This window comes from Halanaerobium salsuginis (assembly GCF_900114545.1).
Taxonomy (GTDB): Bacteria; Bacillota; Halanaerobiia; order Halanaerobiales; family Halanaerobiaceae; genus Halanaerobium; species Halanaerobium salsuginis.
In genome coordinates, this window is sequence record NZ_FOTI01000003.1 from 36,561 (window position 1) to 57,900 (window position 21,340).

Annotated in this window: 18 protein-coding genes; all 18 read left to right on the forward strand. The window is 35.4% G+C overall.

From position 1 onward, the window contains the following. Positions 1-138: 138 nt before the first annotated feature. The 18 genes from mreB (at position 139) to BMZ74_RS02045 (ending at position 21,329) form a co-directional block, all read left to right on the forward strand. A complete protein-coding gene (mreB, locus tag BMZ74_RS01960) occupies positions 139-1,173 on the forward strand; it encodes a rod shape-determining protein (protein WP_089858828.1) in 1,035 nt (344 codons plus the stop codon). A gap of 24 nt (positions 1,174-1,197) precedes the next feature. Then, on the forward strand, positions 1,198-3,174 hold the full coding sequence (locus BMZ74_RS01965; protein WP_245750785.1) for a SpoIVB peptidase S55 domain-containing protein: 1,977 nt from the start codon (positions 1,198-1,200) through the stop codon (positions 3,172-3,174). A gap of 23 nt (positions 3,175-3,197) precedes the next feature. Continuing rightward, positions 3,198-7,745 (forward strand): translocation/assembly module TamB domain-containing protein, encoded by a 4,548-nt coding sequence (locus BMZ74_RS01970; RefSeq protein ID WP_089858832.1) that lies wholly within the window; start codon positions 3,198-3,200, stop codon positions 7,743-7,745. Between the two features lie 27 nt (positions 7,746-7,772). Continuing rightward, positions 7,773-9,461: a BamA/OMP85 family outer membrane protein gene (locus tag BMZ74_RS01975; RefSeq protein WP_089858835.1), complete on the forward strand. Its 1,689-nt coding sequence runs from the start codon at positions 7,773-7,775 to the stop codon at positions 9,459-9,461. 59 nt (positions 9,462-9,520) lie between these two features. Further along, the gene (locus tag BMZ74_RS01980; protein WP_089858838.1) at positions 9,521-10,072 is read left to right on the forward strand and encodes an OmpH/Skp family outer membrane protein; all 552 of its coding nucleotides are present in this window, start codon (positions 9,521-9,523) and stop codon (positions 10,070-10,072) included. Positions 10,073-10,141: 69 nt separating this feature from the next. Continuing rightward, positions 10,142-11,035, forward strand: a complete 894-nt coding sequence (locus BMZ74_RS01985) for a hypothetical protein (protein ID WP_089858841.1) — start codon at positions 10,142-10,144, stop codon at positions 11,033-11,035. Positions 11,036-11,086: 51 nt separating this feature from the next. After that, entirely contained in the window at positions 11,087-12,163 is a 1,077-nt protein-coding gene (gene lpxD / locus BMZ74_RS01990) for a UDP-3-O-(3-hydroxymyristoyl)glucosamine N-acyltransferase (protein ID WP_089858844.1), read from the forward strand. Positions 12,164-12,201: 38 nt separating this feature from the next. After that, positions 12,202-12,672 (forward strand): acyl-CoA thioesterase, encoded by a 471-nt coding sequence (locus tag BMZ74_RS01995; protein WP_089858847.1) that lies wholly within the window; start codon positions 12,202-12,204, stop codon positions 12,670-12,672. A gap of 139 nt (positions 12,673-12,811) precedes the next feature. Then, a complete protein-coding gene (gene lpxC, locus BMZ74_RS02000) occupies positions 12,812-13,684 on the forward strand; it encodes a UDP-3-O-acyl-N-acetylglucosamine deacetylase (RefSeq protein WP_245750786.1) in 873 nt (290 codons plus the stop codon). A gap of 1 nt (position 13,685) precedes the next feature. After that, on the forward strand, positions 13,686-14,135 hold the full coding sequence (gene fabZ, locus BMZ74_RS02005) for a 3-hydroxyacyl-ACP dehydratase FabZ (protein ID WP_177181336.1): 450 nt from the start codon (positions 13,686-13,688) through the stop codon (positions 14,133-14,135). Positions 14,136-14,144: 9 nt separating this feature from the next. Then, positions 14,145-14,963, forward strand: a complete 819-nt coding sequence (lpxA, locus tag BMZ74_RS02010; protein WP_089858853.1) for an acyl-ACP--UDP-N-acetylglucosamine O-acyltransferase — start codon at positions 14,145-14,147, stop codon at positions 14,961-14,963. A gap of 10 nt (positions 14,964-14,973) precedes the next feature. After that, positions 14,974-15,810 (forward strand): LpxI family protein, encoded by an 837-nt coding sequence (locus tag BMZ74_RS02015; RefSeq protein WP_089858856.1) that lies wholly within the window; start codon positions 14,974-14,976, stop codon positions 15,808-15,810. Beyond that, positions 15,798-16,937 carry a lipid-A-disaccharide synthase gene (lpxB, locus tag BMZ74_RS02020; RefSeq protein WP_089858859.1) on the forward strand — a complete coding sequence of 380 codons (1,140 nt, stop codon included), beginning with the start codon at positions 15,798-15,800 and terminating at the stop codon, positions 16,935-16,937. Before BMZ74_RS02015 ends, lpxB begins: the two co-directional genes overlap by 13 nt. Further along, positions 16,930-17,526: an LPS export ABC transporter periplasmic protein LptC gene (lptC, locus tag BMZ74_RS02025; protein ID WP_089858862.1), complete on the forward strand. Its 597-nt coding sequence runs from the start codon at positions 16,930-16,932 to the stop codon at positions 17,524-17,526. Before lpxB ends, lptC begins: the two co-directional genes overlap by 8 nt. Then, on the forward strand, positions 17,519-18,184 hold the full coding sequence (locus tag BMZ74_RS02030) for an LptA/OstA family protein (RefSeq protein WP_089858864.1): 666 nt from the start codon (positions 17,519-17,521) through the stop codon (positions 18,182-18,184). The genes lptC and BMZ74_RS02030 overlap by 8 nt, the downstream gene beginning before the upstream one ends. Beyond that, positions 18,185-18,904: an LPS export ABC transporter ATP-binding protein gene (gene lptB, locus BMZ74_RS02035; protein ID WP_089858867.1), complete on the forward strand. Its 720-nt coding sequence runs from the start codon at positions 18,185-18,187 to the stop codon at positions 18,902-18,904. Between the two features lie 14 nt (positions 18,905-18,918). Further along, positions 18,919-20,019, forward strand: a complete 1,101-nt coding sequence (locus BMZ74_RS02040) for an LptF/LptG family permease (protein ID WP_089858870.1) — start codon at positions 18,919-18,921, stop codon at positions 20,017-20,019. 26 nt (positions 20,020-20,045) lie between these two features. After that, a complete protein-coding gene (locus tag BMZ74_RS02045; protein WP_089858873.1) occupies positions 20,046-21,329 on the forward strand; it encodes a DUF3084 domain-containing protein in 1,284 nt (427 codons plus the stop codon). The last annotated feature ends 11 nt before the right edge of the window (positions 21,330-21,340 follow it).

A 21,340-nucleotide genomic window follows, 5' to 3' on the forward strand; every position in this document is an offset into this window, starting at 1 on the left:
GATTGATCATGTATAATTATTTTAGAATTCTTTTGCCAGTTAGAGCAGGATTTAAGCCTTTTAAATAGAAATTTAGATTAATATAGTTTGAATTTGTATCTATTACTTGAGCAAGGTAAAGTGGGAGGGAGTAGATTATTGAGTTTTTTAAATAAACTAGGTAAAAAGATTGCTATTGATTTAGGTACTGCAACAGTAATAATTTATGAAAATAATAAAGGGATAATACTTCAAGAGCCTTCTTTTGTGGCTTTAGATGTTAAAACAAATAAAGTTTTAGCTGTTGGGGAAGAAGCGAGGAGAATGCTGGGCAGAACACCTGCTAGCATAAAAGTAGTTAGACCGCTAAAGGATGGAGTGATTGCTGATTTTGAAGTAGCCGAATTAATGCTAAAAAGTTTCTTACAGCGAGTTGGAGTTAAAAATAAGTTTATTAAGCCTTTAATTATGGTCTGCATTCCGGTTGGAGTTACTGGGGTGGAAAGCAGAGCTGTACTGGATGCTGCTATTCAAGTTGGTGCCCGCAAAGCATTTTTGATTGAGGAACCAGTTGCAGCTGCTATTGGAGCTGGGTTGCAAATCGAAAAAGCTGAAGGAAGTATGGTAATTGATATCGGTGGAGGTACTACAGAAATTGCAGTTTTATCTCTTGGTGGTATAGTTGTTGGCGAGTCAATTAGAGTCGGTGGTGACAAGTTTGATGAGGCTTTAGTTCGCTATGTGAGAGAAAACTATAATCTTGTTATTGGAGAAGCAACAGCTGAAGAAATAAAGATAAATATTGGGAGTGCTGATCCTGAATTTACAGCTAAATTTGAAGTTAAAGGTAGAGATTTAATGACTGGTTTACCCCGTCACATAGAGCTTTCAGCAGCAGAAAGTAACAAAGCCTTTAAAGAACTTTTAGAAAGTATTGGTCAAGGAGCAAGGCGTGTTTTAGAAAAAACCCCACCTGAACTTTCGGCTGATATAGTAGAAAAAGGGATTATTTTAACAGGAGGAGGCTCACTTCTAAATGGAATTGATAAATTTATTAGTCAAAAGACAGAAGTAGGAGCTTTTGTGGCTGATGATCCTCTTGTTTGTGTTGCAGAAGGAACAGGACAGGCACTTAGTGAACTAGATAAAATTTCTAATGTTTTAAGTACAGGACAGCAGAGTATTTCTTCTTAAATCTGGCTGGAGAGGAATGATATTTTGAAAAAAAAGAGGATTAAGATTTTAATTGCTATTTCGTTCTTTTTGCTTTGCTTTAGTTTACCTGCCTTAGCAGCAGAAGATATAATGCCTCTGGCAGACGTTAAAGCGGGAATGACTGGTTATGGAAAAACTGTTTTTAAAGGGACTAAAATAGAAAAATTTCCAATTGAAGTTATTAGTATTATGAATGATAGGAGCCTGGATCAGGATCTTATTTTAATTAAATTAACTGGTAAAGAAGTCGAAGAATATGGTGGAATTGCAGCCGGAATGAGTGGTAGTCCTATTTATATTAACGACCGTTTAATAGGAGCTATTGGTTATGGTTGGAGTAATAGTGATCACCGCTATGGACTTGTTACTCCAATTGAACGAATGCTTAAATTAATTGATTCTGACCGCTTAAATAGTCAAACAAATGTCGGGCAGCGTCCGGCTGAAGTTAATGATTTTGCTCCAGAAGAAAATTTCATTAAAACAACAACTCCTTTAATGGTGAGCGGATTGAGCGGGAGAGCTCTTAAACAATTAAAGAGTCGCCTAACGAACTATAAATTAGATGTTATTCCAAGTCCAGGTATTGAAGAATCTGATAAGAGTAATGCCCGGCCCAGGCCTGGGGAGGCGATAGCTGTACAATTAGTTAGAGGTGATATTAGTATTGCTTCAATCGGAACATTAACTTATATTGATAAAGATAATATCCTTGCTTTTGGCCACCCTTTTACTAACCGGGGAAAGGTGAGTTATTTATTGAGTCGAGCTAAAATTAATGCAGTAATTCCAAGTACAGAACAGCCCTTTAAACTGGGTTCTCCTTATAATAGATTATTAGGCTCAATAACTGAGGATAGAGGGGCTGGAATAGCAGGTAAAATTGATACCTATCCTAGAATTACACCGCTTTATGTAGCTGTTTATGAGGATGGAAAGCTGATTAAAGAGGTTAGCCTGCAGATAATTAATGATGAACATCTTTTTGATTCACTGGCTAATACAGCTGCTCTACAGGCAGTTGATTCTGCTCTGGATAGAATTGGACCTGGTTCTGCTCATTCAAAGTTGAAAATAATGGGAAGAGGTTTACCAGAACTTCAAGTTGAATCAGACAATATGTATTATAGCCAGAATGATATTGGTAGCATGGCGTTAACTGATTTTTCCCAACTTCTCAATTTGATTTTAACTAATCCATATAAAGAGATAAATTTAATAGATATTCGACTTGAGCTTGACTTTAGCAAAAAAGACAGTGTAGCTCTGGTTCAGGAAGCTAAAGTATTGAATGATCAAATTCATCCTGGTGATGAACTAGAAGTTGAAGTTAAACTGCATAAATATCGTGATGGAATAGAGAAGAAAATTGTAAAACTTAAAATACCCGAAGATATTGAACCGGGAATGGCAACTTTATTTATTGATGGTGGTTATACCGGTGAAACAAATCGCAGCCAGCTGCCAGAGGAGCTGCCAGAAAATAATAGCAATGGTGATGGACTCAAAGAAGCTAAAATTGCTGGTCATAAGACATTTGAATCAATGTTGGAGGCATATTTAGATTCAGCAGACAATAATGATTTAATCCTACAGCTTTACCCTGCTTATTCTGCACCTCCAGCTTATGAAGAAAGCAGTGCTGAATCACCTACTGAGAGATTTAAAAATCAAAAAGAAGATCCTAAATCTAAAGATGAGCAGCAGGCTAAGAATGAGCTTGAGCAGGAAACTGCAGCTGACAATGCTGCTGAACAGGAAATAAAAGAGCGCTTTACCACCGATTATGTTCTGGAAGGTAATCTGAATTTAAATCTTGAAATAATTCAGCCAGATGCAGATACTGTCAATAGTACAGCAACCGAGGCAGAAACTGCACAGTCTTCTGATAATTTAAAACAGCCAGAGGATAAAAAGGAAACAGCACTTGAACGAGATTCTAATCAAGATACAGAAAAGGAGAATAATGAAAGTAAGTAATAATATTTTCTGGGGGTTTATAAATGGATAAACAGATTAAATATCTGGTGGGAATATTAGTCCTTTTTATAATTGCAATGTATTTCTTAAATCTTTTTGCAGGACTCCCCCAGTTTTTTAAAGATGATATTATTGCTTTTCTAGAAGAAAAGAGTCAGGCTGATATTGCTTTTGAGTCAGTATCGCTCTGGCCTTTAAATAGATTGCGCCTTACAGGGTTTCGTTATCAAGACCAATCTGGTAATTCCTTTAAAGCAGATGAGCTTAGCCTTAATTATAGCCTTAGCTTTTTTACTGATAAATTATTAACTATTAACTTTATGGAGTTAAAAAAAGCCGATTTAAATTTAATTAATGTCAGTCCTTTTTTACAGAATAATAATTTAAACAAAGAGTCTTCAAGCTCTAATTTAAGGGAAAACCCAGAAGAAATTGCTGATAACTTTGCTTTGCCAAATTTTTTGACTGGTTTGCGCTTAAATATAGTTGATTCTAATTTTGAAATAAATTTACCTGATTATAAATTACAGCTGGAACGCTTAAATATGGGATTAAATATAAGCAGTCCAACTGATTTTACAGCTGATTTGACAACTGCTCTAAAAATTGATCAGTTAAAGCTGCTCGATCAAATTGAGCAGCCTAAAGAGCTTAAAAATATTAGTCTGGATAAGCTTGATCTCAGTTTTACTAAACAGGATCAACAAAGCAAATTATATTTCGCGACAGCTGATTTTAAGCTGCAGGATATGGTAGCTCATCTTGAACATAAAATATATAATTATCAAAATTTAAGTACTAATCTCGAAGAGCTTACTGGAAACGCAGCCCTACAGGGAGAAATTAAATTTGATGGTTTGAGATTAATTAATTATAATTCAGAATTAGATTTGACTAATTTAGCAGCGACAGCCGCTTATAATTACCAAACAGGTACAGAAGCTGAACAATCAGTTTCTCAAGCAGAATTGCAGCCTGTAAATCAAAGTGTTTTTAATCTGGAGATCCCACAGCTTAAGCTTTTTATTTCTGGTCCTAAACTAGCAGTTGCCTTTAAAAAAACTAATTTTATTTTAGCTAATAATCCACTTGAAATTGCTTTTAAACTTAAAGCAGATAGTGAATTTGAGTTTACAGCTTCAGCCAGCAGTTTTTCGGCAGACTATCCCTTTCCTGAAAAATATTTTAAACAATTGAATTTTGACTTTAGATTGGCTGGTAAGGGAAAGAAAAATGAGCTTACCCAGGCCACAGCTGAAGTGAAAGTTAACCAGCTAACAAATGAATTGTTTGATCTAGAAGAAGGAATATTTAAACTGCGTTTTGTTCAAAATAAACTTTACCTTGATCAGGGACATTTATTAATGTCCAATCAAGGAGAAATTGACTTGAAAGGCAGTTATAATTTGCAGCAGGAAAACTACTTACTGCAGCTTAAGACAACTCAATTTGTAATTAGCAATAAATTAAAAACAGAAATTTTGAATTTTAAACCTGAGACAGAAAAATATTTAAATCAGTTAGAAAGAATAAAGGATAATAAGCTTAATTTTTCTGCTAAACTAGCTGGCCTTTATGGAAAAAATAATGCTCTTTCAGCAGCTGGTAATTTAGACTTTAATTTTGCTCTGGCTGATTCGTCTGAATTAATTAACTTAAATAGCTCTTTCTGGTATGCTCAACAAAATTTAATTTTTAATCAGCTGCAGTTTAAATCTAATTCTGGTTATTTAGATTTAATGGGAGAAATAAATTTTGCAGCTAATAGCTTGAATTTGCGTTATGCTGGTCAAAATATTGAGGCTGATCTAGTCAAAGATTTTTATCCAGCCAGCAGTCAGTATTTAGCTGATTTTAAGCCTAATATTGCTTACTTACAGGGATCAATTAGTCAGCAAATTTCAGATCCTTTAATAAAGCTTAGTTTTAAAACTCCCTATTGGGAGTATCAAGGCTATCAATTAAGAAATATTGTTTTAAAAAGTAGTTATCAGGCTGATCAAGTTAAAATTAGACAGCTTACAGCAGATTTAAATCAAGCAGTAATAAATGTTTCTGGTCAAATTAATAATTTAAGTGCTGGTCAGGAGGCAGAGCTTGCTTTACAGCTTGAAAGTGAAGATCTCTATTTTGAAGATATTGCAAAATTTATTCAGCAGCCGCTTCCATTGAGTGGAGAAATATCTTTAAAAGCTAAGCTTAATTCAAAACTGAGCCAGCCTAATATTCAGCTGGAAGTTAAAGCTGATAACAGTTCTTTAATAATTGCTGAAAATGAATTTGATTTTTCAAATCTTAAACTTAATTTAACTGGTGATGGCAGTAGCTTTAGAGTGGATAAATTTTCAGTTCAGCAAAAAAATGTCAATTTAACTGCCGCCGGAGAATTTTCTTTAAATAATGGCTTTGAGCTTGATTTTAATCTAGAACCATTTATTTTGAATGATTATTCCAGTTATTTGGGTAAAAACTTTAATAATATTAAAGGTCAATTAAACATTACAGGTAGAGTTAAGGGGCCTTTGCTGCAGCCAGAATTTGATTTTAATATTGATTCTCAGAACCTGGAAGTTTTTGGTTTTAAAGCGAATTTACAAAATACTGCGTTAAATTTTAGACCAAACTCCAGGCAGCTTCAGCTGGAAGAATTTGACTTTGAACTTGCTGGTGGTGACTATAGTCTGCAGGGTGATTTAGTATTGGCTGATCAGCTGCAGACAAATTTGAATTTGCAATTGAAAAGAGTTCCTATTCAACAGTTAGCAGAACAATACTTAAATACTTATCCGCTGGCTGAGCCTGTTTTTCTGCAGGGAGAAACTGACATTAAGGGCACCGGGCTTTCGGTGACAGCTAATTTGAATTTAACAGGTCAATTTCCAGCTGATTCTAAGAGCAGTTTTAGTGTTGAAGGACAGCTGGGTCAGGGCATGTCAGTCAAGCTAGCAGCAAAAGATCTGCCACTTAATCTAGTTAGTGATCGAACTGGATTTAAACTTGATCTCCAGTCCAGGCTTGATTTTACTGGTGAATTAACCGGAAGTTTACAGAAACCAGTCTTTAAACTTAATAATCAATTAACTGAGCTGACCCTTAATTCATCACAATTAGAATCAATTAAAGGTAATTTGGTGATTAATGATAGTGAACATATTTCAGTTGAGCAGGAAATAAAATTTAAATCTGCTGGGAGTCTTTTAGTTGCAGGAAGTTATGGAATTCAAAATCAGAGCCTTGATTTTAGTTCTGATTTAAATTCTCTGCCAATTTCATTTTTACTTTCATTTTTAGATGATGATTTTAGTTCTGATGGCAATTTAGATGGAAGCTTAACTGTAGCTGGCACTATAGCAAAGCCTGAACTTGATGGTAATTTAGATCTGACTGGTAATAATCTAGCTGTTGGTCTTTCTGACCCTATTCGCAACTATCAAGGTCATATTCTATTTTCAGAAGAAAATATTAAATTAGAAGCTATAACTGGAGATTTTGTTGATGGTGATTTCAAACTAGATGGTACAATAAATTTGGCTGAGCTTGATCAGGCCTGGCAGCTTAATTTAACAGGTCATAAGCTTTATTTCTCACATGGATCACTGGAAGGTCTTTTTGATACTGAACTTGAATTTAAAGGTCCGCTTTTGCGTCCGGTGTTGAGAGGTCAGCTTGACTTATATGATTTTGTAGTTGGCATTCCTTTTAAATGGTCAGATAACAGCGATCAGCAGTCAGCTGATCAGCAGAACTCTGCTGATCAGGTGGAGGTTAATCAAGTTGAAACAACTCAGGAGACAGAGCAGTCTTTTCAACCAGCTCTTGATTTACAACTTAACCCTACTGATAATGTAAGAGTTAAAAGTGATAATATTGATGTTTTAGTACAAGATGGTAGTGTTAGACTTAGCTATTATGCTACTCGAGAAAAGCCATTTGCTATGGAAGGTCGGCTCAGCAGTGATCGAGGGGTTTTTAATTATTACAGTTCTCGCTTTGAATTGATTAATGGAGAAGCAATTTTTACTCCCCTTGATGAAAACTCAATTCCAACTTTACGAGTTAATGCCGAAACATATGCTGGTGGAAGAGAAATAAATATAAACTTAAATGGTCCTGCTAATAATATGCGGATGACATTTAGTTCAACACCAGAGATGACCCAGGAAGAAATTCTAAACCTTTTATCCAGTCAGGGTGCATTAGGTTCAGCTGTAATTGGCGGCGAAGATATTGGAATCCAGACAATTATTTTTCAAGAGCTAATTAGATTGGTTAATTCTTCACTCCAGAAAGATGTAATCAGTGACTTAGAAACTAATTTCCGTTCAGCTTTATCGCTGGATAGGATTGAAATAGATACCTATAATTATGGGGTTGATCGTGAGTTTGCTATTTATCTTGGTAAAAATTTATCAGATAAGTTTTATTTAGAATATGCAAGCTATTTTAATGAGGATGGTAGAGAAGGAGAAATATCGTTTGAGTATAAATTGAATCAAATTTCAGTTTTAAAAGGAAGTTATTTAGGCGATAATGACTACCAGATCAGCATTGAATCAGAAATAGAATTTTAAATTTACAAAGGACTAAGGAGGCAAAAAATGAAGCGTAGTTTTGGGTCAGGCCTATTAATTTGGGCACTTTTAATTTGTGTTTTTTCCCTGCCAGTGACAGCTCAACAAATTCCTATTGATGAGGTAACTAAAATTACTGTAGAGGGTAATAATTATGTTAGTGATTTCGAAATATTAAATTCAGTTCAAACCACAGTTGGTGATCAAACTAATCAGGATGCTTTACGGGCTGATATGCAGTCTGTTTATGATATGGGTTATTTTTCTGATGTTAATATTGTATTTGAAAATTATCAGGGTGGTTTAAATGTTATTTTTGAGGTAGTGGAAAACCCTGTTTTAAAAGAGATTAAAATTTCCGGAAATGAAGGGTTATACAGTCGGACTGAGATTCTTAATGTCCTTGATTTAGACTTAGATACAGTTTTAAATGTAAAGAAAATGAATCAAAACTTAAAAAAGCTGCAGTCTAAAATGCAGGATGACGGTTATATTCTTGCCCGCTATCATGATGTTAACATTTCCGAAGCAGGAGTACTAGATATTCAGATCACTCCAGGGAGACTTGACTCAATTGAGGTAAGTGGCAACACGAAAACAGAAGATAAGGTTGTTTTAAGAGAAATGCCAATTGAACCAGGAGACATAATTAATATTAAAAAAATCCAGAAGGGATATCAGAGGCTTTTACGACTTCAGTATTTTGAAAATATCAATCCTGAGTTAGAAAGAGTTGATTCTGAGCAAAATTTGGCTCGTCTAGTTATTAATTTAACTGAAGGAAAAACTGGTAAATTAAACTTTGGTGGGGGTTATAGCTCTACTGATGGATGGATAGGATTTATTGATGTAAGCGAAAAAAATCTTTTTGGGAAAGGTCAGCGAGTTGGAGTAAGATGGCAGTTTGGTGACTCAACGACTTATTCACTGAATTTTTACGAGCCCTATCTCTGGGATACAGATTTTTCCTTTGGAATTAGTGTCTATGATAAAGAAAGCGAAAGAACTACCTCTGATGATCAAGACTATACTAAGAAGAGTAGAGGTGGTAGCATTAGCATCGGTCATCCGCTGCCTAAAGACTGGCGAACTTCCTTGCGCTATAAAGCTGAGCATGTTGAAGAGTATTGGGATGATACAGAAGAAACAATTTCTGATGATAATTTGCGTTCATTAACTTTAAGTTTTAGTCGAGATACCAGTGACAACCCTTTTAATCCCAGACATGGCACAATTAATAACCTCAGTGTAGAGTATGCTGGTGGTTTTCTGGGGGGCGGTATGGAGTTTACTAAGTTTAACCTAGATAGCCGGAGGTATTTCCCTGGTTTCAAAAATCATGCTCTGGCTGTGCGAATGAAATTAGGCTTAAGTGATCCCCGTGAACCTTTAGCAGGAGAAGAATATGATTTAGGTGGTTCTGATAGCTTGCGCGGTTATCAGCAGAGTGATTTTGATGATGAAATTCCTAATAATGACTTACTTCTATTTAACATAGAATATAGAATTCCCTTTAATGATAGCTTTACCGGGGTAATTTTTACAGATGCTGGTAATGTCTGGGATGATAGCGATAAAATTTCTTTAAGCGATCTTTATGTTGGCTATGGTCTTGGAGTAAGGATGAATACTCCTGTTGGACAGCTGCGACTTGATTATGGTTGGGATGAAGATAACGAAGGACGTCTGCATTTTAGTATTGGTAATACTTTTTAATCATGACAGCCGGTTAATTAACCGGCTGTAGTTTTAAATATTTTGCTGGAGGAATATAAATGAACTGGATTAATAAAAATTTTAAATTATTAAGCCTACTTCTACTACTGGCAATTTTAGTAGTAGCAGTTATTATATTAACAATGAGTGCTGATTCAAAAAGAAATAGTGTAGCTTATGTAAATTTGGAAAAAGTATTTGCTGAACATCCTGCTCGAATAGCAGCTCAAAGCAAATTGGATAAGCAGGCAGCTGCTTATCAAACAGAACTTGAAGAGCAGGCTGTTGATTTATCAGGTGTTGAGCAAAAAGAGATGCTGCAAAAATACCAAAAACAGCTCAATGGTCTAGAGGGTGATTTGCTAGATTCAGTTACCAAAGAAGTTGAAGCGGCAATAGCTAAAACAGCTCTGGAAGAGAAAGTAAAATTTGTAGTTAACGAAAAAGATATGCTTTATGGTGGTTATGATATGACCGCTGATGTAATAGCCAGGATTAAGCAGGATTGGCAAAGCAGTTCTACTTCTGTGACTGACCAATCAGTTCAATCTGGAGATGTTAAAAATAAGTCAGGCGATAAAAAATCTGAGTCTGCTAGCAACAACAAATAAAATAGCAGTAAATTTTAATTATTGAACTTCAATTTTATTTAATTGACTAAATCGAGTAAGGAGGGCAAAATGTCAGAATCTAATCATCATTTAGTAACTTTAAAGTTTATTACAGCGATTGTGTTAGGCCTGGTTTTTGCTTTTTTACTTATTTATGTTTTTGTGCCTGAACAAGAATATCAGCATCATATTTTTAATTTGCAGCAGCATAATTTTACTAAGCCAGCAGCAGTAGAAGTTTTGACAGAAGCTGATTCTGAATTTTTAGTTCAGACTGCTTCTGCAGCAGAATATAAAAACTTTAGAGATGATTTTAAAGCAAGCAGTTTTAAACTAATGGATATTAGCAAAGAAACCGTTTTAAATGTTTTAACAGCTAATCAAATCTCAGCTGCTGATGGTATTAGAGAAGAAAAAATGCAGTTTCTGGCTAAAAGAAGTAGAAAACTTGCAGAAAGAAAAGATGCTTTGCTGCAGGAAAAAAGAGAAGAATTGGAGACACGATTAAATAATGAACTTCAGCAGTTAAGGTCTGAAGTAAAAAATAATTATGCTGATTATAGTCAGCATGAAATTAGAGATAATTATCTGGAGATAATTAATTTGAAAATTGCAATTGCAGTTATTGCTGAAACTGAAGCAGAAAAAAATGATTTGAATCAGCAGCTAGAACAAGTTGAAGCTGAACAGCAAAAGATTTTACAGGATAAGCAGGGATTAATTGATAACCAAATTTCAGCTAAAACTAGAAAATTGATTATCGAATTTAATCATGATTTTTCAGCTTATCGGCAAAAACTAACTGAGCATAATAACAATTTATTAAAAAATTATCAGCAGGAAATTGAAGTTGAACTGGCTAACTATAGAGATGAACTTAAACGTAGATTAGCATCATCTAAAAAAGAAAAATCTGCTAGACTTGAACAATTAATTGAGAAGAGTCAGAAAAGATATTATTAAACTATATTAATTAAATTTATTGAGGAAAGATCAAATAGGAGGAAAGGGAAATTGACAGTACAGTCATCTAAAAATTATAAACTAAGTTACTTAGCTGAATTTACTGAAGCAGATCTAAAAGGTAATGCTGAACTCATTATTGAATCAGCTTCTGGTATTGCTGAAAGTGATAGTTCTACCATAACCTTTGCTGATCAGTTTGACTATTTAAAGGCAGCACTTGATTCAAAGGCAGCAGCTGTTGTTACTAAAGCTGAATTTTTAACAAGATTAGCTTCTAGCACAAAAAATAAATCTTTCTTATTGACTACAAACCCCAGAACAGTTTATGCAAGGATAGCTAATTTATTATCTGCCACACCATATTATACAGGAGAAATATCTGCTGATGCTGTAATTGCAGATTCAGTTAAGTTGGGAAAAAATATTTCTATTCATGCCGGAGTAGTAATTTCTGAACGGGTAGAAGTTGCTGATAACACAATCATAGCTCCAGGAGTAATTATAGGACCTGATGTTAAGCTTGGTAAAGCTTGTTTACTTCATCCGGGAGTAATTGTGGAAAGGGATTCCAGGCTTGGTGATAATGTAATCATTCAATCTGGTTCTGTAATTGGTTCTGATGGGTTTGGATTTGCAACTGATAATACTGGTCATTATAAAATACCCCAGCAGGGAAATGTAATTATTGAGTCTGGAGTTGAAATTGGAGCTAATGTTACTATAGATAGAGGAGCTAGTGGACCAACAATAATTCGTCAGGGAAGTAAACTAGATAATTTAATTCAAATTGCTCATAATGTAGAGGTGGGAGAAGAATCGCTAATTGTTTCTCTGACTGGTATTGCTGGAAGTACAAAACTTGGGCGGAGAGTTACTCTGGGCGGACAGTCCGGAATAGTAGGCCATATCAAATTAGCTGATTACACAACTGCTGCAGCTAGAGCAATGGTAACTGCAAGTACTAAAAAAGGTGATTTTATTTCAGGAGCTCCTGCTCGAGAACACCGCACTGCTCTTAAAGAACAGGCATATTTAAGAAGGTTACCTAAATATATAGAAAAAATTAAACAGCTGGAGAAAAGGATTTTAGAACTCGAAAATAATAATTTAGATAAACAAGATTAGTTAATCTAAAAATAAAACTTAGTTATGAAGGAGATATTATGCGAAAAAAGAAATCAGCAGCAACAGCCAGAGGGGAATTTGAATTTGTTGTTGAACCTGCTATGCTTAATCATTTAGGTATTTTACATGGTGGTTCATTAGTGAAAAAATTTGACAGTTCAGCCGGTTATATAGCGGCAAAATTTTCAGAGGGGAAAGTTGTTACAGCCGCTATGTTAGCAGTTAATTTTGATCAGAGAATTCCCTGCGGCCAGATGGTCAAAATAAAATCAGAAATTTTTGCGGTAGGAAAAAGTTCTATGAAAGTAAAAGTAGAGGTTTTATCAGCTGCTATGAATGGATCAGCTTATCAAAAAGCTGGGTCAGCTTTTTTAGTCTTTATTGGAGTTGACGATGATTTTAAATCACGCCAGGTGCCAGAGCTTTATTTTGACAATGAAGCAGCTTGTAAGCGGGCTGAGGAATTAAGCCAGCAATTTGATCAGCTTAAAGAGGCTGCTCAAGGATAGGGAATATTTAAAATTAGCAGCTATAAATTTGAGTAAATAAAATTTGCAGTAATCTGAGCTAAAAATTCGGTTAAGTTTTTCTTGAATTCCCTGTTTAATAAATATATAATAAACTATTGAAAGGCTTTATAGAGAAAGGATGGATCTTTTGTATATAGAAAAGGAAAAACAGCAGACACTTGCAGATGAAATTATTGTAAAGGGAGTTTCTCTCCATTCTGGTAAAAAAGCAGAAATTAAAGTTAAACCAGCCCCTATAGATACAGGTATTTTATTTACTAGGTCTGATCTTGATACAGCTATAAAAATTAAAGCTGAGCCAGCTTCGGTAGTTAATTTAGTTAGAAATACAACTATTGGCAGTGGTGAGGATGCAGAGCAGGCTTTCAAAATTAAGACAATTGAGCATTTAATGGCGGCAATCTGGGGAGCTGGAATTGATAACTTATTAGTAGAGGTAGCAGGTCCAGAAATTCCAGTAACTGATGGCAGTGCTTTTCCCTATTATGAAAAATTTCTGCAGGTCGGGATTAAAAAGCAGTCAAAACCCCGTTCTTATTATAAAATTACCGAGGCTATTTTTGCTAGAGATGAAGCTGCTTATATTGTGATTTTACCTTATGATGGTTTTAAAATATCTTATACATTAGATTATCAGCATCCAGTGATTGGCAGCAGCTTTTATGAGTATAATCAGCTTAGTGATGATTTTGCTACTGAGATAAGTAAAGCCAGGACATTTGGTTTTGAAAAAGAGGCAGAGAAGATGTATGAACAAGGTCTGGCCCTGGGAGCAAGTCTGGAAAATATTGTTTTAATTGGTGAACAGGAAACAGTTAATCCCATGCGCTATAAAAATGAATTTGTTAGACATAAAATCCTTGATGTTATTGGTGATATGAATTTAAATGGAAGAATAATGGGTCATATAATAGCTGTTAAGTCAGGACACCGTCTGCATGTTGAATTGGCCACAAAAATTAGAGAAAAAATGCTTGAGGAGGAAAACTAATTTGAGTGAATTGAATGATATAATTGATATTAGTATAATAAGGTCTATTTTACCCCACCGCTATCCTCTACTGTTAGTAGATAGAATTGAAGAAGTAGAAAAAGGAAAATCAATTGTGGGAATTAAAAATGTTACCATCAATGAAGAATTTTTTCTGGGTCATTATCCAGAAAGACCAATCATGCCAGGTGTTTTAATTGTAGAAGCTATGGCTCAAGTTTCTGGTATTTTAATCTATTATAGTTTTGATGGTATGGATGATAAATTGCCTATCTTTACCAGTATTGACAAAGCAAAGTTTAGAGCTCCAGTCACACCAGGTGATCAGCTGAGAATTAAAGTAGAGTTAGTCAGGCTTCGCAAAAAACTTTCTAAAGTAAAAGGAGAAGCCTATGTAGGTGATGATTTGGCAGCAGAAGCAGAGATGATGTTTACTTTTGAAGATAAATAAGGAAGGGGAATGATAGTCTTGGCAGCCGAGAAAAAGGGAAAAGTGCTCCATATGGGCAAAATCCATGAAACAGCGATTATTGCCCCGGGAGCCAAACTAGCTAAAAATGTTGAAGTTGGGCCATATGCAATAATAGGTGAAAATGTAGAGATAGGTGAAGGTACAGTTATTGGCCCAAATGTTGTAATTAAAGGTTGGACTACTATTGGAAAAAATAATCAAATTTTTCATGGAGCTTCGATTGGTTTTGAGCCCCAGGATTTGAAATTTGAGGGTGAAAAAAGTTATTTATTTATAGGTGATAATAATACAATTAGAGAAAATGTAACTATCCACCGGGGGACCGCTGAAGGCGGCGGGGAGACAAGAGTTGGTAATGATAATTTAATTATGGCCTACTGTCATGTAGCACATGACTGTCAGCTTGGTAATCATATTGTGATGTCAAATGCATCTAATCTGGCTGGCCATGTAATTATAGAAGATAGTGCAGTTATTTCAGGTATGGTTGGAGTACATCAATTTGTCAGGATAGGTAAAATGACAATGGTCGGGGGACATTCTAAAGTTGTTAAAGATGTACCACCGTATATTTTAGTTGATGGCCATCCCGCTAGTGTAAATGGAATTAATGTAGTTGGTCTGAGAAGGAATGGACTTGCTCCAGAGCTGAGAAGAGAAATTAAAAAAGCATATAAAATTCTTTATCGATCTAAATTAAGTATTGAAGAAGCGATAGAAAAAATGGACCAGGAGCTGGATACAAGTGAGGAAATTGAACATTTCCTACGCTTTTTAAGAAATGCTAGCCGCGGAATTTGCCGGTAGGTGTTTTGCTATGAGTAAAAAGGCCTTACTTGCTGGTTGGGGGAATTTGCCTTTGCTGTGGGCTGAAAAAGCCAAAATGGCTCAGGAAGATTTTATAATTATTTCTATTGCTGAAGAAATAACAGCTAACTTTTCTGAGTTTGCTTGTCAGGAATATACAATTAACTTAAGTGAGTTTAATAAACTGATTGAACTCCTTAAAGCAGAACAAGTTAGTGATTTAATTATGTTAGGCAAAATTCAAAAAGCCCACTTATTTGCTGGTTTTGAACCCGATATAAGATTAAAAAAATTACTGGCTGGGCTGCCTAATTTTAATGATGATACAATAATGCTGGCTCTGGTAAAAGAATTTACTCGGTCAGGTATTAACGTTCTACCCCAAGATTATCTTTTGCAAGATCAATTAGCTAAAACAGGAGTCTTAGCAGGCAAACTAACTGAGCAATTAAAAACTGAGCTGAGTTTTGCCTTTACAACTGCTTATAACTTAGGCCAGCTTGATATTGGTCAGACTGCTTTAACTAAAAATGGAGCGGTTCTAGCTCTGGAAGCTATTGAAGGTACTGACCAGGCTATTAAACGAGCTGCTGAATTTGGTGGCCCGGGGATAGTTATGGCTAAGTGCAGTAAAAAAGAACAGGACTTGCGGTTTGATCTACCTACAGTTGGTCTGCAGACACTAGATAATTTAATTAGCAGTCAAGCAGCCGCTTTAATAATTGAATCAGGTAAGACATTTATTTTAAATCAGGCCGAGTTTTTACAGCGGGCAGCTGCTAATAATTTAGTGGTTGTAGCGGCTGGACACAACAAAGGAGAACTGATTTTCCCTTGGCAAAAATAATGGTTTCTGCAGGAGAAGTTTCGGGTGATATGCATGCTGCTGCAGTACTCAAAGAAGTGAAAAATAAAATAAAACAGACTGAGATATTTGGCATGGGGTCCACTGCTTTACTTGATTTGGGAGCAGAAATTTTAATTGATCCTACAGCTATCAGTACCATTGGCTATCTAGAAGCTTTCAAAAATATCGGACAGCATTTCAAAAATCTCAAACAGATGCGCCAGTTATTGAAAAAACGCCAGCCTGATCTTGTTTTTCTAGTTGATTATTCAGCTTTTAATATGAGATTAGCTAAAAGCTGTAGTCAGCTGGGAATCCCGGCTGTTAATTATTTTCCACCTTCGGCCTGGGTTTATAATAGGAGGAGAGCTGACAAAATGGCCGCTTATGGCACCAATATAGCGGCAGTTTTTCCGATGGAAAGAGATGTCTATCAGGCAGCTGGGGCTGATGTTACTTTTGTCGGGCATCCTCTGCTTGATTTAGTTAAAGTGCAGGCTAGTTCTTCAGAATTAAGAGCAGAACTTAAGCTATCTAAAGTTCGCAAAGTAATCGCTTTATTTCCAGGTAGCCGTCATTCTGAAGTGGAGAGCCTATTACCGGAAATGATTAAAGCTGCCGCCAGGCTGCATAAAGACTATCAGACTGAATTTGTTTTAGCTGCAGCTGCTGGTATAACAGATCAATTTCTGGCTAAATTCTTAGATAAAATTGATTTTGATTTACCAGTTCTAAGGGGGAGTAATTATAAAATAATGAAGGCAGCTGATTTGCTTTTGATTGCTTCGGGGACTACATCCCTGGAAGCAGCAATTCTAAATACGCCACATTTGCTTGGTTATCACTCTGCTTTTACTACTTATCTGCTGGCTAAATATATATTTAAGGTAAAATTTGTTGGTCTGCCTAATATTATTATGCAGAAAGAAATTATTCCGGAATTATTACAGAATGATTTTACCGCTGCTAAAATATATCGGCAGGTAGCAGATTGGTTAGAAAATCCTGTAAAATTACAGCAGTTAAAATCTGAATTAGCAGTAGTTAGAAAAAAATTAGGTGGTGGCGGTGCAGTCAAAAAAACAGCAGAATTATTAATAGATAAGGGAGGGCTAAGGAATGGATAAACGATATATTTTTTTAGCGCTCTTTATTTTTATAATTATTTTTTTCTCGATTTATTTTACAATTAATGATACTAATTTTATTTTGCCTGAACCTGTGCAGGATAGTCAACAGCAGCCTAAACCTGATCAGGAACTGGAAAATGTAAATTTTACTATTTATAACAATCAACAGCAGCTTAGAATTAAACTAATTAGTAAAAATGTAGATAATTATACTACAACAGCTAAAATGGATTTAACCCCTTTTCGAGCAGAAGCTTATTCTCTGCTTGATGGCAGTTTGCAGTACACAATTACTGGAGAAACAGGAACTTACTATACAGCTGAGCATTATCTTAAAGTAAAAAGAAATGTTGAGCTTAAAAGTGAGCTTTATCAAATTAATTCTGATAAATTAGATTATTATCTTGATAAAAATTATTTATCAGGTAGTGGATCAGTTATAATTACTGGTAATGAATTTAATGCAAAGGCCGACTCTTTTAACAGTGATTTAAAGCTGAATAACTTAAAACTTATCGGGCAGCAAAAAGATTTTAAGCCTGAGGTTAAATTTAAAGAGCCAGAGGAGAGAAAGCAAAATGATTAAAAAAACTTTATTTATCTTATTGATTATATTATTATTTTTAACTACAGTAGAAGCAGCTGCAGTTCGAGAATTAACTGGCGATAAACTTGATTTTTCCGAAAATGAGCAGGGACAAATTTTTACTGCTGTTGGTAATGTTAATTTATTATATGATCAGCTTAAAGTAACAGCAGCTGGGCAAGGTATTTACTATCGTTACAGTGGCCAATTAGATTTTCAAGATGATGTAGAATTATTTTACCAGGAATATCAGGGGGCTGCTCAAAAATTGACAGGTAATGTTAATCAGCAGGTTTATCATCTACAAGATCAGGCAGAGCTAACCACTGCGGAAGCAGAAGTTAGTGGTGACCAGATAGATTTTTATCAGCTAGAACAGCGTGTTGAAGCAAGTGGTAATGTTTACCTTAAATATCAAGATTTTTGGGCTGAAGCCGACCAGGCAACTTATTATTTGGATCGTAAATTTATGATTTTAACTGGTAATGTACGTGGAGCAAGAAATGGTCAAAAATTCACTTCTGATTCAGCAGAAGTGAATCAGTTAACTAATCAGGTAAAACTTAAGGGTCAGGCTAAGCTTACTTTACCAGCTGAATCAACAACATCTGATTCAGCAGCACAGGATAGTCCTTCTAATGAGCAGGGGGGAAATTAAATGCCTCTGCAAGCACAGAGTTTAGTTAAAATTTATAATAAGGAAAAGGTAGTTAATCAGGTTGATTTAACAGTAAAAAGAGGTCAGATAGTTGGACTTTTAGGACCGAATGGTGCTGGTAAAACTACTACTTTCTATATGGTGCTTGGTTTTATTAAGCCAGATGCTGGTAAGATATTTCTTGACCAGAATGATATTTCAACGCTTTCTGTTCATAAAAGAGCCCGGCGGGGAGTAGGGTATTTGCCGCAAGAAGCATCTATTTTTAAAAAGATGACAGTAGCTAATAATTTGCGGTCTATTCTAGAATTTCAGAGTTTAAATCAGTCAGAGATTAAAAGTCGTATCGATGAACTGCTGGCTGAGTTTCATATTGAAAAATTACGCCAGCGGAAAGGATTTCAGCTTTCAGGTGGAGAAAGAAGAAGAGTTGAAATCGCACGTGCTTTAGCAACAGAGCCAGATTTTATTCTGTTAGATGAGCCCTTTGCTGGTGTTGATCCTATTGCTGTTAATGATATTCAGGAAATAATTCGCTATTTAAAAAAACGTGGTTTGGGAGTTTTAATTACTGATCACAGTGTACGCGAAACACTTTCGATTACAGATCGTGCTTATATTATGCATGAAGGTAAAATTCTGCTGTCAGGTACGTCAGCAGAAATTACCGAAGATGAACAAGCCCGTAAATTTTATCTGGGTGATAAATTTAAAATTTAATGGGGTGCATTCTTTTGAAAACAGTTAATAAATACATTTACAAAGAGTTAATTGCACCCTTTTTCTTTGGGGTGGCAGCTTTTACTGGAATTTTTATTGGAACAGATCTAATTTTTAAATTAACCGAATATTATACCGAATGGGGAGTAAATGTAATAACTTTAATCAGGCTCTTTTTTCTCAGTCTGCCAGCAATTATAGTTGTTACTTTTCCAATGGCTTCTCTTTTAGGAACTATTATGGCTTATAATCGCCTTTCCGGTGACAGCGAAATTACTGCTATGCGGGCCGGTGGGATCAGTGTAATTGCCATTGTTATGCCAGCATTATTAATGGGGCTGGTGACCAGTGGGGTAACAATTGCGATTAATGAATTTTTAGTTCCAGAGGCAAATTATCAATCAGAGCAAATTATTTATCAGTTTAAGCATGGAGAGCAACGTCCAGAAACTCAATATGATCTTTTTTTAAATCCGATTGATAGTCAGACCCATCGTCCAGATTATATGCTTTATGCGAGAACTTTTAATGCTGATAGTGGAGAAATGAAAAATGTAGTAGTACAGATTTTCGAAAATGGTCATCCAGCGCGTGTTTTGGAGGCTCAGAGTGCTAAATGGCTAACTGATGGCTGGCATTTTTACAATGGGACTGTTTATTTTCTCGATAAATCGAATCGGCAGCCAGCATTAGAGTTCAGCAGTTATCGTTCTCGAGAAGATATTCATTCGCCAGCTCAGGCTGGTAAACTGGGTAAAGATATTGATGAAATGAATATTAGACAGCTGCGCGAAAAAATTACTTTACAGGAAGAGCAGGGGAGAACTGCCTATGAAGAAAGAGTTGAACTACATCAGCGGTTTGCTATTCCACTGGCCAGTTTTATTTTTGCACTGCTGGCAGCTCCGTTGGGAATTAAACCACAACGCTCTGCTGGTTCAGCAACTGGATTTGGAATCAGTATTATTATAATATTTATTTATTATATTTTAATGACAGTTGGTGATGCTTTAGGTAGTAAAGGAAGTATTGCTCCCTGGCTTGGTGCCTGGCTGCAGAATATAGTTATTTTTCTAGTTGGATCTATTATGCTTTATCGAAGTGCCCGGCAATAATAGTAATGTTTATTTGATTTGAGGAGGTGAAGGCCATTAATGCTTTTGTAATCATAGCAATGGTAGTTTTTTTGAGTGGCTTAATCGCTTTTATTGGTGATCGAATTGGACTTAAAATGGGAAAAAAGCGTGTTTCTTTATTTGGTCTTCGGCCCCGCTATTCTTCTATTATTATTACAATTATAACTGGTATTTTAATTGCTGTTATTTCGATCACTATTTTATTAGGGATTTATTCTGAACTCAGGCATGCTCTTTTCAATATTAATGATGTTCTTTCTCGACTGGAAAGTTTAAACCAGCAGTTAGCAGAGCGTGATCAAGAACTTACTGCCAGGAATAAAGAACTGGCTGCTAAAGATGATCAGCTTACTAAATTGCAAAATGAAATTGATAGTAAAGAACAGGTTATTGAAGAAAAAGAAAATGAATTGGCTGCCCGGGAAAAAGAGATAGCAAAAAGAGACCAGGAAATAGCTGCAGTTGAAGCAGAATTAAAGAATCTTTCTGCAAATCGTAAAGAACTTCAGGCTAGAATTACTGAACTTAACAGCCAGAGAGATGATTTAGAAAAACAAATTACAGATCTTAAGAGTCAGACAGCTGATTTAAACGAGCAGATTGCTAATCTGGAATCTGACTATGACAGGCTGCGAGAAGTTGCTAATCAGCTGCAGGCAGGTGTTATTTATTATATGGGTGAAGATATGGTTTATCAGAAAGGTGATATTGTTTATACTGATGTTCTAACAGGAGGGCGTAGTGAACAGTCAACTATTTCTGCTTTAAATAAATATCTGCAGGCAGCAAATGAAGTTGCCAAGCAGAATGAAATTGAAGTTAATCAGGAGACCGGGATGGCTTTGCGTCTGCAGACAGAAGATATTTTGAATGCGGCTCGCATTATTTATAATATGGATCCAGGTAGTCGGGTAATAGTTTCTTTAGTGGCCAGAGTCAATGTGCCCAAAAATGACTGGCTTTATGCCAATTTTCAGCTGCACGAAGATTTTATAGTTTTTGAAAAAGATTCTCTAATTGGCAGTAAGCAGATAGTGGCAGGTCAGAGCAGTTCTGAAATCGAAAATAGCCTGCGATCTCTGCTACAGGAAATAAATGAAAAAGCTATTAATCAGGGATTATTACCTGATAACTCAGGTCAGGTAGGTAGTATTAACTTTAGTGAGTTTTATGATATTCTCAATCAAGTTAAAGCAGCAGAAAAAAAAGTTACTGTTAAAGTTTATGCTAAAACTGCTATCTGGCGGGAAGATCGCTTAACTGATAATATTAACTTTAAATTAGAATAATTTTTAGCCGG

Bases quoted from the DNA above. Each gene is read 5' to 3' on its own strand.
- BMZ74_RS01970 (WP_089858832.1), top strand. From the start codon at position 3,198: ATGGATAAACAGATTAAATATCTGGTGGGAATATTAGTCCTTTTTATA.
- BMZ74_RS01975 (WP_089858835.1), top strand. From the start codon at position 7,773: ATGAAGCGTAGTTTTGGGTCAGGCCTATTAATTTGGGCACTTTTAATT.
- BMZ74_RS01980 (WP_089858838.1), top strand. From the start codon at position 9,521: ATGAACTGGATTAATAAAAATTTTAAATTATTAAGCCTACTTCTACTA.
- BMZ74_RS01985 (WP_089858841.1), top strand. From the start codon at position 10,142: ATGTCAGAATCTAATCATCATTTAGTAACTTTAAAGTTTATTACAGCG.
- BMZ74_RS01995 (WP_089858847.1), top strand. From the start codon at position 12,202: ATGCGAAAAAAGAAATCAGCAGCAACAGCCAGAGGGGAATTTGAATTT.
- lpxC (WP_245750786.1), top strand. From the start codon at position 12,812: ATGGATCTTTTGTATATAGAAAAGGAAAAACAGCAGACACTTGCAGAT.
- lpxA (WP_089858853.1), top strand. From the start codon at position 14,145: ATGATAGTCTTGGCAGCCGAGAAAAAGGGAAAAGTGCTCCATATGGGC.
- BMZ74_RS02015 (WP_089858856.1), top strand. From the start codon at position 14,974: ATGAGTAAAAAGGCCTTACTTGCTGGTTGGGGGAATTTGCCTTTGCTG.
- lptC (WP_089858862.1), top strand. From the start codon at position 16,930: ATGGATAAACGATATATTTTTTTAGCGCTCTTTATTTTTATAATTATT.
- BMZ74_RS02030 (WP_089858864.1), top strand. From the start codon at position 17,519: ATGATTAAAAAAACTTTATTTATCTTATTGATTATATTATTATTTTTA.
- lptB (WP_089858867.1), top strand. From the start codon at position 18,185: ATGCCTCTGCAAGCACAGAGTTTAGTTAAAATTTATAATAAGGAAAAG.